Raw genomic sequence first — 15339 nt, forward strand, 5'->3', positions numbered from 1 at the left:
ATTTCCGCAGGAGTCGATTCCGGCGACGGCGAGAGACTCTCGCTATCGGGGGGCGGAATTTCCGCAGGAGTCGATTCCGGCGACGGCGAGAGACTCTCGCTATCGGGGGGCGGAATTTCCGCAGGAGTCGATTCGGGCGACGGCGAGGGACTCTCGGCCCCTGGCGAGGGAGTCTCCGAAGGAATCGGGGCAGGAGTTTCCGGCGGTGGGGGAACTTGTGCGGGTTCTGGCTGGGGGCTTTGGCGGCTTTGCACCCACAAACCTAAACCGCCGCCGGCTAATATCAGCCCCAACACCGCCAGTAGGGGCAGTGGCAGCTTGGATCGCTGTTTTTGAACGGGTTCCGGGGCGGGGGAAGTTTCGGGGTACAACAACTGTTTGGACGATTCTGAAAGCTGAGATTCTGGAATCCTCCCGGACTTCTGGAGGGACGCAGCGACGAGGGAAGGCGGCAGCGACACCGAGGCTGACACTGGCGCTGACGCCGGCGCTGACGCCACCGCCGGATCAAACAGTACCAATCTCTCCGGCGACATCCGACAGTGAGTGGCCACCACGGAGGTGTTGTCATAACCGTTTTTCTCGTTGGCGAGACGAATCCAAGACTGAACCGCAGCTTCCAAAGACATTTTGCCCTCAAGCACCTCTGGGCCGTAATTCTCCCAAGATTTCTCTACCCAGTCGTTGTCGCTCAAACCGTCGGAACACAGCAGCAGTAAGCCTTCCTCTTCGACAATAAATCGCTGAATCGTCGGGCGCAGGAAATCGGCATCCCGCGTTCCCAAAGCTTGAGTCAGGGCTCCTGCATCGGATCGCAGTTGAGTCTCCCAGTACAAACAATGTCCTAGCTGGACTTCCCTTGAGGCTACGTCGTCGTCCACAGTCAGCCGGTGACAGTAATTTTTGCCAATCCAATAAGCGCGGCTGTCTCCAACATTGACTAAATAAAGTTCGTGGCTGTTATTCGAGGACAAATCCTCGGAATTTTTCACTTTTTGAGGCAACTGGAGGGCCATCACCAAAGTCGTCCCCATCCGCTGCCGCAACTCTTTTCCCTGCTCGTTATTTTGAGCAGAAATCACATTATTCACAACTCGGACTATTTCTTCGAGTTGCTTGATCACCATTGTTGGCGTCATCAACTCTTCTTGTTGAGCAATTTCTGCGAGCAAATTTTGGATTAAAGCTTTCAGGGACTGGACGGCTAATTGACTGGCAACTTCTCCTCCTTCGTGGCCTCCAACCCCGTCGCAAACCATTGTTAAGTAAGGAATTAATTTCTCGCCCCCTGAAGTTTTGCTAAATTGAAAATCAGCAGCAACCGGATAGCAACTGTCTTCATTTTGGGAGCGCTGTGGCCCGGTATCAGTCATGCCGACTACTTCTAAGTGTAGAGGCAATTGAGCGGCTTGTTCTAATAGTAAATCGTTTAGTTCCAGGGCGATCGCGTCGAAATTCATGCTGCTGCGGCGCATAAACTGACAAATCTCTCCGAGTTTCGACTGCACCTCGGGTTGCGCGGATTCCACCAAACCTGACCACACATCTCCCAAATCCCGCAGCGTCGGTACAAAATTGCCCCGGTGCAGTTCCAGCAGGCGTACCCGCCAACCTTCCACCCGCAAATTTTCCGGTACCAGCAAACTCGAAGCGACTCCCTGTTCCGATAGCGGCCCCCACAGTTGGAGCATTTGCCACAGCCAGTAAACTTGGCGCGCGCCGGTTGTCCCAGACCAAGCTTCTAAAATAGAAGGATACAGGCGACCGAAATTATTGATGGGCACATTTTCCAACAACAGCACCTCTGTCGCTTCGGGTGCTTCCCCCAGGGAACAATAACCGTATACTTCCGGCGTATGCAGCCGTTGGGGATACAAATGCAGGTAAGGCATAATCGTATCCGGCAGGTGTTCCGGGACGCTTGGAGGCAAAGCTGGGCGGCTGTCGAGCCAGATTTGCGGTGCAATGACAAAGTATCGATCGGCTATTACCTTACCCGCCGGCACTTCCTCGGCTGCTGGCCCCACCACCCACACATAGCGATAAATTAAATCCGTTTCGCACGCTGCACAGTGCTGGCGGCCAAAGGTATTGCGGGGATCTGGACAGCTAAGATTCGGGCAATAAATGGGTTCGGAGAAACTGCTGATCATATCGAAATAGTTTGTGTAAAAAGATTCTGAAGATATATGATTCGCCAGCCCAAATTCATGAGCTTGAGAATAAACTGATTTTAGGCCCTATCAATTTCTTAACTGCCTTTGGGCCCCTAGAAATTGTAGTTTCTGCCAGTCTGCACCGGCTAAAATTGTAATCTAAGTTACTAAACTCTGACTTGGAGTACGATGGAAGCCTCAACCTGGTACCGCTGCGCGAAAAATCGGTCTGAGGGCTTGCAAGTGGCAAACCCTTGCAGAGTCAGTTGTTTGCATTTCTTAAATCTTAAATTTCCAATCTAAGATCTAAATAGTATCACCTATTCTTTTTATGATCTTGACTCCGACGCTCCTTTGGCTGATAGCTGGGTCTTTGCTCTGTTTGGCAGAGCTATTTCTCCCGACTGCTTTTGTCGCTTTTATGATGGGACTGAGCGCCTTCGCCGTAGCTGGATGCTCTCTAGTTCTACCTTACGTTAATTTACAAATTTTCCTCTGGATGGTATTTTCGACCGTTTTTGTGCTGCTGTCTCGGCGGTTGATACCAAAAGGCACGGCAAGGGCGATCGCAGATTCTCAGGAAGCCAAAACTTTAACAGAAATTCCCCCCGGAGAAGCCGGCCGAGTCATTTATGAGGGGAATTCTTGGCAAGCTCGCTGCGAAGACACGAAGGCCACTATCCCCCCCAACCAAAACGTAATTGTCGTCGGACGGAAAGGCACTACTCTGATAGTTTTGCCAGAAAATTTATTGCATTCTTAAACAAAATGCGTAATTAATCACAGACAATTAGTAGTTAGTCATCAGTCTTTAGTCAACATTTAACAGTCAAAACTCAACACTCAACATTTAATAGGAGGCGACAGTGGAACAATTTTTTTTACTTGTATTTTTAGCACTTGGCGGCTCAGCCCTCGCAGGTTCCGTCAAGATTATCAATCAGGGAAATGAAGCGCTGGTGGAAACTTTAGGTAAATACAGCGGCAGGAGACTAGAACCCGGTTTGAATTTTGTCAAGCCGTTTCTCGATCGCGTCGTGTACGAGCAAACCATTCGGGAAAAAGTCTTAGATGTTCCCCCGCAAGCTTGTATTACCCGCGATAACGTTTCCATCACCGTTGATGCTGTGGTTTACTGGCGCATTGTAGACTTGGAAAAAGCTTGTTACAAAGTAGAAAATCTCCAGTCAGCAATGGTAAATATGGTGCTGACTCAAATTCGCGCCGAAATGGGTCAACTGGATCTCGAACAAACCTTTACTGCTCGTTCTCAAATTAATGAAATCTTGCTCAGAGATTTAGATCTGGTTACAGATCCTTGGGGAGTGAAAGTGACGCGGGTAGAATTGCGCGATATTGTCCCTTCTAAAACTGTACAGGAATCGATGGAATTGCAGATGGCAGCCGATCGACGCAAGCGGGCGGCAATTCTGACATCCGAGGGAGAACGCGAGTCAGCAGTTAACAGCGCCAAAGGTAAAGCAGAAGCGCAAGTTCTGGATGCAGAAGCGCGCCAAAAAGCGACTATTTTGGAAGCAGAAGCTCAACAAAAGGCGATCGTCCTGAAAGCTCAAGCAGAACGCCAAAGTCAGGTTTTGAAAGCTCAAGCTACTTCTGAGGCCTTGCAAATAATCGGCAAAACTCTGCAAAATGACCCCAATGCTCGCGAAGCTTTACAATTTTTGTTAGCTCAAAACTATCTGGATATGGGTCTAAAAATTGGCAGCAGTGGCAGCAGCAAGGTGATGTTTATGGATCCGCGCAGCATTCCCGCTACGCTCGAAGGAATGCGATCGATCGTTGGGGAAGGTAATAATAATGACGTGAACAAGTAGGGAGCATCTCATATTTGTAAAAACACTTTTTCTGGCCACTACGGTTCAGTTAAGCTCGATCCCCCCTAGCCCCCCTTAAAAAGGGGGGGACAAGAAATTACTCAAAGTCAACCCCTACTCCCCTTCTTAAGGGGGATTTAGGGGGATCTCGCCCGGAATAAATAGTTTTAACCCAAGCGTATTGTTCTTCTGGCTCCTTCCTTCTGACTCTTTCCTCCTGCGTCAAAACTCCAATTTTTGGCTTGGCTGCTTTCATTGAGAGGCTCCCCTTGGTATCTATTTAAACATCAATATTCAGGCAACTTATCTTCGCCCTTAACCTAATAACTCGACACATTTAAAACGATCGCCTCCCTATCTCCCAACACCAAACCATACTCCAAACCCTCAACAACCGCCTGATAAGAAGCATCCAAAATATTACCAGAAACCCCCACAGTCGTCCAGCGGTCTTGACCATTGCTAAACTCAGCCAAAACGCGAGTTTTAGCAGAAGTTCCCGCACATCCGTCCAGAATTCGCACCTTATAATCGGTTAAGTTAAAATCAGTAATTGCCGGATAAAAATTCCGCAAAGCCTTCCGCAAAGCCGCATCAAGTGCCGAAACAGGCCCGTTTCCTTCCGCGCATTCCAGAATATCTTGACCGTTAACAGTCACCTTCACGGTTGCTAAAGAATTAACTGTTTCCTCCCTACCTTTATCGCAGTGAACTTGAAAACCTTTGATTTCAAATAAACGCTTGCGCTTTCCCAAAGCCTCCCGCATTAACAATTCAAAAGAAGCTTCTGCACCCTCAAATTGATATCCCTGGCTTTCCAAATCTTTCAATTTTTCCAAAATTTGGCGGCAAGCAGGATTTTTGCGATCGAGATCCATGCCAAAAGTGCGCGCCTTCGCCAAAACATTGCTCAAACCCGCTTGATCCGAAATCACAATTCGCCGCCTGTTGCCAATTTTTTCCGGTTCCAAATGTTCGTAAGTTAACGGATTTTTCTCAACCGCCGATACATGAATTCCGCCTTTGTGAGCAAAAGCCGAAAGGCCTACAAAAGGAGCATGATCGTCGGGAGCAAGATTGACAATTTCACTAATCGAGCGACTTACTTGAGTTAATCTAACTAATTGCTCGTCTTCAATGCAATTCTGACCCAACTTTAGTTGAAAATTAGGAATTAAGGAACATAAATCGGCATTGCCGCAGCGTTCGCCGTAACCGTTTATAGTTCCCTGTACCATCGTCACTCCTTCTTGCACAGCAGCCAAAGCATTAGCAACCGCAACTCCAGAGTCGTTATGAGTGTGAATTCCCAGTTGAACTTGAGACTTTATCCCCCCCTTAATAAGGGGTTGAACTTGAGACTTTATCCCCCCCTTAATAAGGGGTTGAATTTGAGACTTTATCCCCCCCTTAATAAGGGGGGGTTGGGGGGGGTTAATTTCCGATTCAGAAATATCCCAACTTTCTATTATTTCTGCCACCTCGCGAACAACCTGACTGACTTCGTGAGGCAAAGTACCGCCGTTAGTATCGCAAAGCACCAGCCATTCTGCACCGGCAGCGGCGGCTACTTCTAAAGTTTTAATAGCATAATCTCGATTGTCTTTGTAGCCGTCAAACCAGTGTTCGGCATCGTAAATAACGCGCCTTCCCTGACTCCGAAAATATTCAATTGTATCTCGAATCATCGCCAGATTTTCTTCTAGCGTGGTCTTCAAACTTTCAATAACGTGCAAATCCCACGACTTGCCAAACAGCGTCACCCAGCGAGTACCGGCGGACAAAATAGCCTGCAACATTTCATCATTAGCTGCCGTAGTTCCCGGCCGCCTAGTCGAACAAAAAGCTACAACTTCTGCTTGAGTTAGGGGCTGTTCTTTGAGTCGCCAAAAAAATTGTACGTCTTTAGGATTCGCCCCCGGCCAGCCGCCTTCAATAAAGGGAATTCCTAAACTGTCTAACTGTCGAGCAATTCGCAGTTTGTCTTCGAGAGATAAGGAGAGTCCCTCACACTGAGCACCGTCTCGCAGCGTGGTATCGTAGATCCAGAGCCGATTTGTCATGGGAAATTGCGATCGAGAAATTGGTAATATATCACTTACCATATTAGATGAATTTATTTGAATTTAATGCGATAATATATAGGAAAATTAACATAAATCTAACTGGGGTAAATTGCTGTGGTCAAGGTACAAGCGCAAGGAAAAACATTTGAGTGCGATCGCGGAGCCAATCTCCGTGAAGTTTTGCTCAAAAACGGCATCGATCTCTACAACGGCAATGCCAAAGTCATCAACTGCCACGGCCTCGGCACTTGCGGCACCTGCGCCGTCACCGTCGAGGGCGAAGTTTCCGAGCCCCAGTGGCGCGAAAAAGCCCGACTTTCGGTTCCTCCCCATTCTCCCGCCTCCAACCGCCGTTTGTCCTGCCAAACCAAGGTTTTAGGCGATATTAAGGTGACAAAATATGACGGTTTCTGGGGTCAGGGTTCTGAAACTGTCTGGAAACCCCAAGGATAGATTTTTTGTTAAGAAAGGCTGATAGGACGATCGCCTTGCCAGATAATCTGTAAGACTTGCATAATAATTCTAACTGTAAGGTGTGCTTAGCGCACCTTACCCTCCAGAAAGCCGAGAGGTCAATCGATTTTAGATTTTAGATTTTAGATTTTCGATTGAAGCATTGACTTGCGCGAGATAAATACGTTCGGCAAGTTTCTCGGATACACGTTTTTTTTTTATTTCTCCACGGATGAATCCGGGGGCTTGTATCCTAGATGCTTGATTGTCAAAAAGCTCAGACAGTCCATATAAAAGTTAATGAATTCATCTAAAGATATTCTGATTATTGGCGGCGGAATAATTGGCCTTTCGCTAGCAGTAGAACTGAAATTGCGAGGTGCATCTGTCGCGGTTCTCACCGCCGATTATAAACAACCGACTACCCGGGCTGCCGCTGGAATGCTTGCCCCGCAAGCCGAACGAATTCCCCCCAGTCCGATGCTAGATTTGTGCTTGCAAAGCCGCGCACTGTATCCCGCCTGGGTGGAACAGCTAGAAGACATTACCGGATTGAAAACGGGATATTGGCGATCGGGAATTCTCGCACCAGTTTGTCAAAATGAGCCTCAAGAAAAGCCGCTTTTGGCCAACCTTAATTATCAATGGTTGGACAGAGATACTGTTCGCCAGCACCAGTTTGGATTAGGTCAAGAAGTAATTGGCGGTTGGTGGTATCCTGACGACGCTCAAGTAGACAACCGCGCTTTATTTCGGACGCTTCAGGCCGCAACTAAAGAATTGCAGATTGAGATTATTCAAGGCAGTGCAGAGGAAATCATTCGGCAGAAAAACCGAGTTTTTGGAGTGGAAACAACGGCAGGAAAATTACAAGCTGACCGTTATGTTTTGGCTGCGGGCCCTTGGTCTGAGAAATTATTGGATATTCCTGTTTTTCCAAGAAAGGGACAAATGCTGTCAGTATGTGTACCAGAAGATTGTGGAGTTATCCAGCCCCTGCAAACCGTTCTATTCGGGACGGGAATTTATATTGTGCCACGTCAAGATGGCAGAATTATTATTGGCGCAACTAGCGAAAATGTGGATTTCACGCCGGGAAATACGCCTGCGGGAATCCAAAGTTTGCTAGCAGGAGCGATTAAGTTATATCCCGAATTACAAAATTATCCGATTTTGGAGTTTTGGTGGGGATTTCGGCCGACTACGACCGATGAATTGCCGATTTTGGGTGCTAGTGCTTGGGAGAATTTGACATGGGCTACGGGGCATTACCGCAACGGCATTTTATTGGCTCCGGTGACGGCTAAATTGTTGGCTGATTTGATTGGGAATCAGAAATCAGATCCGTTATTGGCTGCTTTTCATTATTCGAGATTTCCTGAATCTTGGAAGGTTTAAAATGGTAAATAGTGAGATTTGTTGCTTTTTTTAAGACGAGGCAGAGCCGCATAACGAGAAACGAAAGTCAACCAAAAGGATATTTTTTGCTATAATCTAATCAGCACAATAGGGTTTTGTAAGTTATGACTTTCAGTGATGTGGTCGAGACGATCAAGAATCTTTCTACTGACGAAAAGCAAGAGCTTCAACTGTTGTTGAAGCAATATCTCCGGGAAGAACGTCGCGAAGAGATGTATCAAAACTTTAAGTCAGCGCAGATTGAACAACAAAAAGGTGAACTGAAATTTTTCGCTAACATCAATGAACTCCGAGTGACGAAAGAGTAATTTTCTACTTTACAGAAGACGGAAAAGCCGTGTTTGTAGATTTGGGAAGTCATCATGAAGTATATTAATCGACACAACAGTGGCTAAAGTACCGCTGTAAGTAGCGCGCCTAACCATTTTTTTGTAAGTCCTCAATTAGTTTGCATCCTGTTTTTTGGGTTGGTTTAATTCCCTGCATTTAGCGGCAGCCAAATCGTAAGCATTTTGGTAATCGCTACCGCCTAACATCAAATCGCCGTAATATTCATAAGGTTGATTGCCATAAATCGGCAGCGGGTCGTCTTCAGGATAATCTTCTTTTGATTCTTCTAGGATTGCTTTGAGTTTCTTGACGCTGAAGCGCTGGACTGGGAAGTAATGAATGTCTTGAGCGATGAAACCGAGATGGGGAAATGTTGGGTCAACAATTCGCTCGTCGAGTTCAATCCAGCTATACTCGATGGGTTTATATGGCACTCCGGGCACAGCTAAAAAGCCTTGAACATAAATTGCGCCCTCGGTGGCTAACGCTGCTTTACAGGCGTTGTCAAAGCAGTTTTTACGGTTGCTTTTGATGCGAGTCGCCATTTCAATAGAAAGCGCCTCATCTAATAGTTCGGTCATAATCCCTTCTAATCGCGTGTGCGATTAGATTGTAGCAAATCCGAGCTATCTCCGAGCACAAAAAACGCAGCCAATTGCGATCGTCCTTCAAATTCTCGTCTCAAGGAGTTGATCCAAAATCCTCTGCGCTTCTGGATGTTGTGTCAGCTTTGGTTTCCGGGGCGGGCGGTTTGTCGATCGCCCCTATCGCCCGCCCATAAAAAGTTTTCGCCAGTAGCCCAACTTTTGAGCGTGCGATCGAGTTGGGCTACAACCCGGTACAATAAAGTGTGCCACAGACGATGCAAGCAAAAATAGTGGCATAAATTACTGAATAGCCTGCAACCAACCAATCATATTAATGCCTTCCGGTGCAGCGATTTGTTCGGCTGTTGACAGGCTTCACAGTTTTTTCTGTAAACAAAGCAGAGTTGTGATAACCTCATAAATGTGCAAAAATCGGTTCCAACAAAACTTTGGGAAGAAACGGGGAAAGTCCGGGGTAAATCCGCCGCTGTCCCGCAACTGTGATGCTAAGCGAAGCACTTATCCACACACCATAAACATACTGAATGAAAAGCGCGATCAAAAAGTCGGATTTTGTGCTAGCTCCTTATATGAAGAGCAACAACTTGAAAGCTAGTTGCCAAATACTCAATACAGTGGTTCCTTATATATGCTTATGGTTTTTAGCATTTAAAGCTGCTGCCATTTCTGTATTCCTTCTTCCGCCGATAATGGTGTTGATGACACTTTTTTCAGGACGTTGTTTCTCTTTGATGCACGATTGCGGACACTATTCTCTTTTTAGTTCCAAAAAAGTCAATCGCATTATGGGTTTCCTGCTAGGTATCATCAATGCGATTCCTCAGTACCCCTGGTCGAGGGGGCACGCTTATCACCACAAACATAATGGTAATTGGGATATGTACCGCGGCCCTTCGGCGTTGATATCCACCGAAAAATTTGCGGCGCTAAGTCCATTTAGTAAAAAGATGTATCAGTTACTCCGACACCCATTGATGCTGTTTCCCGGTGGTTTTTTCTATCTAATTATTAAACCAAGACTCGCACTGATATTGGGAACTACGGGTTTTATCCGACATATTTTTGCTTGTCTAAATCAAGATTTTGGCATAGGTTTATCGGGAATCATTGCTTCTTATAAATCCAAACATTGGTATACGACGGCTGAATTTTGGGATTTACTGTTCAACAATATTTGTGTTGTTGGTAGCTGGATTTATCTGAGCAACTTACTGGGGTTTGGCTTTTTCTGGAGTGTTTACTCAATTGTCATGACCTGTTCGGCGGCAATATTTATCTGTATTTTCTTTGTTCAGCATAATTTTGAGGGTTCCTACGCTCATAAAGCCGAAGGTTGGGACTATATTCTTGGCGCAATTGAAGGCAGTAGTTACCTAAAATTACCGACTATTCTCAATTGGTTTTCTGCTGATATTGCTTACCACAATATTCATCATCTCTCTGAGCGAATACCTAACTATAATCTTCGGGCTTGTCACAATGCTAATATTCACCTGCTTGCTAATTCAAAATCACTGACAATCCGCGATATTCCTGACTGCTTCCAATTCATTCTTTGGGATGCTGCTTCAGATAGTCTGCAATCGATTAAATTATTTCAGCAACAAGAAGAAATTCCCTTCAGTAATGTAGCTAATTAAAATCGGGGGGCAATAAATTTGGTGGATTCTTGCTCCCCAAAATCCTATGATTAGGGATGCAGCGAGTGGGAGAAATTTTAACAGTAACTTTCCTATAGCCATCCTCGCAGGAGTCGTAAATTTTTGACCCCACCCCCACCCTCCCCTTACTAAGGGGAGGGAGTAAGAAATTCACAAATGATTTAGGATTGCTATAGTTAAGTAGGTGGTTACAAATAAACATTAGATGGGTCTGGCGGGTTTAGCCGGGAGCTATGCTAGCAGCCAGTTTATTCTGACAAAACCCGCCCTCCTCGTGACCAGTTTATTTGCACCTGCCTATTTATCTAGGGTCTAACTCTAGATCACTCAAAGTATCTGTCACTTGTCAATGCAGCAATTCCTCTAATTTTTGCTGGTTCCACAAATACTGATAAAGCCCTGTTTGCCCTACCAATTCAAGGTGAGTGCCACTCTGAACTATTTCTCCTTGCTCCATCACAAAAATGCGATCGGCACTAGCCGCCGCCGACATTTGATGCGAGATAAAAATTACTGTTTTGCGATCGGTTCCCGTTGCCAAGTTTCGCAAAATGTCGGTAGCAGTTTGATTGTCAACACTGGAAAGAGCGTCATCCAAAATTAACACCGGGGCGTCAACTAACAAAGCGCGAGCAAGTGCTGTCCGCTGCCGCTGTCCACCGGATAAAGTAATGCCGCGCTCGCCGACAACTGTTTTGTACTGCTGCGGAAAGTTGAGGATTTCGGCGTGAATTTGTGCTTGTTTGGCCGCCGCTTCAATCTCCGGCTGTTCCGCTAAAGGGTTTCCGTAGCGGATGTTATTCTTGATGGTAGTGCCGAACAGAAAACTTTCTTGCGGAACGTAGGCGATCGCCCCGCGCAATTCGGTCAATTTTACCTTGGTAATATCCTGTCCGTCTACAAATAACTCGCCCGGATCGATATCTAGCAAGCGTGGCAGCGCATTAGCTAAAGTTGATTTTCCTGAGCCGATCGCCCCAACAATTGCGACAGTTTCTCCCGGTTTTATGGTAAAATCAACATCTTTAAGCGCGGGTGTCTTAGCGCCCGGATAAGTATAATTTAGATGGCGAGCCGCAATTTCGCCTTTGACTGGAGTTGCAAGTTCAACTGCATCGAGAGCATCCTTAATTTGCGGTTCCACCGTCAGAATTGATTCGATGCGATCGACACTCACTTCTCCCCGCTGGTAAGCAGTAATTGTGAAACCCAACAGCGCCGTCGGAAACACCAAACGCTCGACATAAATCAGCAACGCTACAAAATCGCCAATGCTAATTTGACCATTAGCAATTGCCCCGCCACCAGCAGAAAGCAGCACCAACAAACTAATGCTTGCCAAACCGCCCAGCAGCGGAAAAATAAAGTTTCTAGTTTTTGCTAATTCCAAATTTGCTGATAGCAACTTCGCATTGGAATTGCGAAAAGCTCGGCGTTCGTTTTCTTCTTGAGCGTAGATTTTAATTACGGACATCCCGCTCATATCTTCCTGAATTAAATCGCTCATCGCCGACAATTCCTCTTGCACGGCTAACTGTTGGATGCGAAGTTTGTCGCTAAATAACTGTACCAAAACCAGCATTAAAGGATAAACTGCGATCGCAAACAGTGTCAGCCTTACATTAATCCCCAGCATCACCGGCAAAGTCAAAGCATAGGCAAATGCCGTATTCGCCAAACTCAGCACCGCAAACCCCACCAAGCGCCGAATATTGTCTAAATCGGAAGTAGCCCGGTTAATTAAATCCCCTACCGTATTGGCTGCAAAATAAGACGGTTCTAATGTTAATAAATGATTAAATATTTGCTGTTTGAGGTCAAATTCGACTTGACGCCCGACGCCAAACAGCAAAATCCGCGACGCCATCCGAATCACCCACATGATTGAGGCGAGAATCAGAATTAGTGCCACGAAATTGAAAACTTCGTCAAATTTAGTCGCCACTTGCAGAGTGTCAACTGAATTCCGAATCAGCAGGGGGATGTAAACGCCCACAGCATTGACAACTAATAGTGAAAAAACGCCCCAGAAGGTTGGTTTCCAGTGCGGGCGCATATAAGAGCCGAGTTTTTGCAGTCGAGAATAACGAGCCATTTGTTAGTGCGTAATTTGAGATTGATTGAGGAAAGGAAGAAGGTTCGGCAACGAGCAATGTACGGGATGTAACGGATGGATGCTGAAGGAAGAAGGAGTCTTCCCCAAGGTTTTCAGCAATTAAGAACGTGCTAATAGTCTTGGCGGTTGCTATAGGGATGAGAATTAAATAAAATCCACTTTTCATGACTGTTGTGGGATGGGCGTCCCGCCCGTCTATTGGGGACGGGCGGGACGCCCATCCCACAAGAAAAAAGGGAAATTATTTAATTGACGATCCATAGAAGGTAGAAATCTGAAAAAATAATAGAAGCTCTATCGAAAGGTAGATGACCGAAAACACAAGTTAAGAAATTTTTAATAAAAAATCTGCTTTGGGATAACGCGCCATCAAAATTGGGTTTAGGCCTGAACCAAAACCTGATTATATCGATATGTAACAAACCACATTATTATATCTGTGGCGACACGAGATATGTGGGGACACGGCATTGCCTTGTCCTTAGCCACCCGGAACGATCGCCCAAATCTCCCATCCGCCCCCCCAATCCCCCACACGGTTGAGGCGCGCTACAATCAAAAATCGATCGACTTAGCACTCAGACTCAGAGAGTGCTAAATTTGCTAATGTAAGCGATTGGAGACAAACATGACAAAAATAGTTGCATTTAGCGACAAATCTCGCCGGGCACTAGAACGCGGCGTCAATCAACTCGCCGATGCTGTCCGCATCACCTTGGGCCCGAAAGGCCGGAATGTCCTATTGGAAAAGAAATACGGCAGTCCCCAAATCGTTAACGACGGTATCACCGTTGCTAGGGATATCGAGCTCGAAGACCCCCTGGAAAATGCTGGCGCTCGCTTAATTCAAGAAGTCGCCTCCAAAACTAAAGATATCGCAGGCGACGGCACAACAACCGCAACGGTTATCGCTCAATCCCTCATTCGCGAAGGTTTGAAGAATGTCGCAGCAGGCGCAAACCCAGTCGCGCTGCGCCGGGGTATTGAAAAAACGATCGCCCACTTGGTGCTGGAAATCGAGAAATTGGCCAAACCCGTCGAAGGAAGCGCCATTGCTCAGGTCGCCACTGTCTCCGCCGGTAACGACGAAGAAGTCGGCGCCATGATTGCCCAAGCAATGGAAAAAGTCACGAAAGACGGCGTAATTACTGTAGAAGAGTCGAAATCTCTGACAACGGAATTGGAAGTGGTCGAAGGGATGCAGTACGATCGCGGATATCTTTCTCCGTATTTCGTCACTAACACCGATCGCATGGAAGTTGAGTACGAAAACGCTCGCATCCTGATTACCGACAAAAAAATTAGCTCAATTCAAGAACTAATTCCAGTTCTCGAAAAAATCGCCCGCACAGGTCAACCGCTGCTAATTATCGCCGAAGATATTGAAGGCGAAGCTTTGGCAACTCTGGTAGTCAACAAAGCCCGCGGCGTATTGAACATCGCAGCAACCAAATCTCCTGGTTTTGGCGATCGACGCAAAGCTATGCTTCAAGATATCGCCGTACTCACCGGCGGTCAACTGATTTCTGAAGAAGTCGGACTCAGCATCGATACCGCAACCCTAGAAATGCTCGGTACCGCCCGCAAAATTACGATCGACAAAGAAAACACCATCATTGTTGCTGGCGACGAACACAAAGCTGACGTGCTAAAACGGATCGAGCAAATCCGCAAACAGCTAGAAGCGACGGATTCCGACTACGACAAGGAAAAGCTAACCGAACGCATCGCCAAACTCGCCGGCGGCATCGCTGTAATTAAAGTCGGCGCAGCTACCGAAACCGAGCTCAAAGACCGTAAACTGCGTATTGAAGACGCTCTGAACGCTACTAAAGCTGCTGTGGAAGAAGGTATCGTTGCCGGAGGTGGCACGACCCTAATTCACCTGATTACAAAAATAGATGCGATCAGAAATACTTTAGACACCGAAGAACAAGTAGGCGCTGACTTGGTGAAGAAAGCTTTGGAATCACCTTTGCGTCAAATCGCTGATAATGCCGGCGTTGAAGGTTCGATCGTCATCGAACGAGTGCGGGCGAGCGAGTTCAACGTTGGCTACAACGCTCTCACCGACGTGTACGAAGATATGATTGCCGCCGGGATTATTGACCCGGCTAAGGTAGTGCGATCGGCTTTGCAAAATGCCGGTTCCATTGCTGGCATGGTGTTGACCACTGAAGCTGTGATTGTCGAAAAACCCGAGAAGAAAAAAGCCGGTGGCGACATGGGCGACATGGGCGGCATGGGCGGCATGGGCGGCATGGGCGGCATGGGCGGCATGGGCGGCATGGGCGGCATGGGCGGCATGGGCATGATGTAGTCTTCAGCCATAAGCACCATGCGTGTAAACAAGCGCGTCTTATGTACTACCCGTCTACTGTTTGACGATTAAGGCAGCTTATCCCCCCGGCATCCTGATAGTCCGGGGGGATTTTTCATTCTCTTGTAGGGGCAATCCCCCGTGGTTGCCCCAATATTTGAAACACCGATTCCCTCGTCCGTGGAGGGGGTCGGCACGGGCACTACCCCTACAAAAGCCTGATTTTCATGAGAATGAAACAGCCCTGCTTCTTAAGGGAGATGCAATGGGGCTCGGCATTAAGCTATAAGCGATAGTTCTCAGGGATTTTAAGCTGAAGTTGCCACCTATGCAGTGCGGGCCCTCTCGGTCAAGTTACATCCTTCCCAGAAACCG

The 15339-nt window shown here is 47.0% G+C and carries 14 protein-coding genes; 8 read left to right on the top strand and 6 right to left on the bottom strand.

What is annotated here, in order from left to right; translation table 11 throughout:
• A partial coding sequence (locus tag QT984_RS14760) for a protein phosphatase 2C domain-containing protein (protein WP_333374296.1) occupies positions 1-2153 on the bottom strand: 2153 nt, incomplete at its 3' end.
• 334 nt (positions 2154-2487) lie between these two features.
• Here QT984_RS14760 and QT984_RS14765 point away from each other — a divergent pair.
• Positions 2488-2919 carry an NfeD family protein gene (locus tag QT984_RS14765; RefSeq protein ID WP_333051437.1) on the top strand — a complete coding sequence of 144 codons (432 nt, stop codon included), beginning with the start codon at positions 2488-2490 and terminating at the stop codon, positions 2917-2919.
• A 103-nt stretch (positions 2920-3022) separates the two neighbouring features.
• A complete protein-coding gene (locus QT984_RS14770; RefSeq protein ID WP_333374298.1) occupies positions 3023-3991 on the top strand; it encodes an SPFH domain-containing protein in 969 nt (322 codons plus the stop codon).
• A gap of 97 nt (positions 3992-4088) precedes the next feature.
• Here QT984_RS14770 and QT984_RS14775 read toward each other — a convergent pair whose 3' ends face one another.
• The gene (locus tag QT984_RS14775) at positions 4089-4247 is read right to left on the bottom strand and encodes a hypothetical protein (RefSeq protein WP_333051433.1); all 159 of its coding nucleotides are present in this window, start codon (positions 4245-4247) and stop codon (positions 4089-4091) included.
• Between the two features lie 64 nt (positions 4248-4311).
• Positions 4312-6096 carry a citramalate synthase gene (gene cimA, locus QT984_RS14780; protein ID WP_445243117.1) on the bottom strand — a complete coding sequence of 595 codons (1785 nt, stop codon included), beginning with the start codon at positions 6094-6096 and terminating at the stop codon, positions 4312-4314.
• Positions 6097-6171: 75 nt separating this feature from the next.
• Between cimA and QT984_RS14785 the strand changes: the two genes are divergently transcribed.
• The 3 genes from QT984_RS14785 (at position 6172) to QT984_RS14795 (ending at position 8237) form a co-directional block, all read left to right on the top strand.
• Positions 6172-6510 (top strand): 2Fe-2S iron-sulfur cluster-binding protein, encoded by a 339-nt coding sequence (locus tag QT984_RS14785; RefSeq protein ID WP_333051432.1) that lies wholly within the window; start codon positions 6172-6174, stop codon positions 6508-6510.
• A 300-nt stretch (positions 6511-6810) separates the two neighbouring features.
• On the top strand, positions 6811-7908 hold the full coding sequence (gene thiO, locus QT984_RS14790) for a glycine oxidase ThiO (protein ID WP_333210964.1): 1098 nt from the start codon (positions 6811-6813) through the stop codon (positions 7906-7908).
• A gap of 125 nt (positions 7909-8033) precedes the next feature.
• On the top strand, positions 8034-8237 hold the full coding sequence (locus QT984_RS14795) for a hypothetical protein (RefSeq protein ID WP_333210962.1): 204 nt from the start codon (positions 8034-8036) through the stop codon (positions 8235-8237).
• A gap of 135 nt (positions 8238-8372) precedes the next feature.
• Here the strand turns inward: QT984_RS14795 and QT984_RS14800 are convergent, their stop codons facing one another.
• Entirely contained in the window at positions 8373-8840 is a 468-nt protein-coding gene (locus QT984_RS14800; RefSeq protein WP_333051426.1) for a hypothetical protein, read from the bottom strand.
• 143 nt (positions 8841-8983) lie between these two features.
• A complete protein-coding gene (locus tag QT984_RS14805) occupies positions 8984-9127 on the bottom strand; it encodes a hypothetical protein (protein ID WP_333374300.1) in 144 nt (47 codons plus the stop codon).
• Between the two features lie 264 nt (positions 9128-9391).
• Between QT984_RS14805 and QT984_RS14810 the strand changes: the two genes are divergently transcribed.
• Positions 9392-10507 (top strand): fatty acid desaturase, encoded by a 1116-nt coding sequence (locus tag QT984_RS14810; protein WP_333051424.1) that lies wholly within the window; start codon positions 9392-9394, stop codon positions 10505-10507.
• A gap of 367 nt (positions 10508-10874) precedes the next feature.
• On the opposite strand, the gene QT984_RS14815 is transcribed toward QT984_RS14810, so the two are convergent.
• On the bottom strand, positions 10875-12623 hold the full coding sequence (locus QT984_RS14815) for an ABC transporter ATP-binding protein (protein ID WP_333232791.1): 1749 nt from the start codon (positions 12621-12623) through the stop codon (positions 10875-10877).
• Positions 12624-13083: 460 nt separating this feature from the next.
• Here QT984_RS14815 and QT984_RS14820 point away from each other — a divergent pair, with 460 nt between their 5' ends.
• A complete protein-coding gene (locus QT984_RS14820) occupies positions 13084-13242 on the top strand; it encodes a hypothetical protein (RefSeq protein ID WP_333241003.1) in 159 nt (52 codons plus the stop codon).
• Between the two features lie 30 nt (positions 13243-13272).
• On the top strand, positions 13273-14964 hold the full coding sequence (groL, locus tag QT984_RS14825; RefSeq protein ID WP_333051419.1) for a chaperonin GroEL: 1692 nt from the start codon (positions 13273-13275) through the stop codon (positions 14962-14964).
• The last annotated feature ends 375 nt before the right edge of the window (positions 14965-15339 follow it).

The sequence above is a fragment of the Microcoleus sp. Z1_B2 genome, assembly GCF_036700325.1.
In the GTDB taxonomy this organism is placed as follows: Bacteria; Cyanobacteriota; Cyanobacteriia; order Cyanobacteriales; family Microcoleaceae; genus Microcoleus.

What these genes read in the sequence shown, in the direction of transcription:
- QT984_RS14765 (WP_333051437.1), top strand. Translation starts at nt 2,488, where the DNA reads ATGATCTTGACTCCGACGCTCCTTTGGCTGATAGCTGGGTCTTTGCTC.
- QT984_RS14775 (WP_333051433.1), bottom strand. Translation starts at nt 4,247, where the DNA reads ATGAAAGCAGCCAAGCCAAAAATTGGAGTTTTGACGCAGGAGGAAAGA.
- cimA (WP_445243117.1), bottom strand. Translation starts at nt 6,096, where the DNA reads ATGGTAAGTGATATATTACCAATTTCTCGATCGCAATTTCCCATGACA.
- thiO (WP_333210964.1), top strand. Translation starts at nt 6,811, where the DNA reads ATGAATTCATCTAAAGATATTCTGATTATTGGCGGCGGAATAATTGGC.
- QT984_RS14795 (WP_333210962.1), top strand. Translation starts at nt 8,034, where the DNA reads ATGACTTTCAGTGATGTGGTCGAGACGATCAAGAATCTTTCTACTGAC.
- QT984_RS14800 (WP_333051426.1), bottom strand. Translation starts at nt 8,840, where the DNA reads ATGACCGAACTATTAGATGAGGCGCTTTCTATTGAAATGGCGACTCGC.
- QT984_RS14810 (WP_333051424.1), top strand. Translation starts at nt 9,392, where the DNA reads ATGAAAAGCGCGATCAAAAAGTCGGATTTTGTGCTAGCTCCTTATATG.
- QT984_RS14815 (WP_333232791.1), bottom strand. Translation starts at nt 12,623, where the DNA reads ATGGCTCGTTATTCTCGACTGCAAAAACTCGGCTCTTATATGCGCCCG.
- groL (WP_333051419.1), top strand. Translation starts at nt 13,273, where the DNA reads ATGACAAAAATAGTTGCATTTAGCGACAAATCTCGCCGGGCACTAGAA.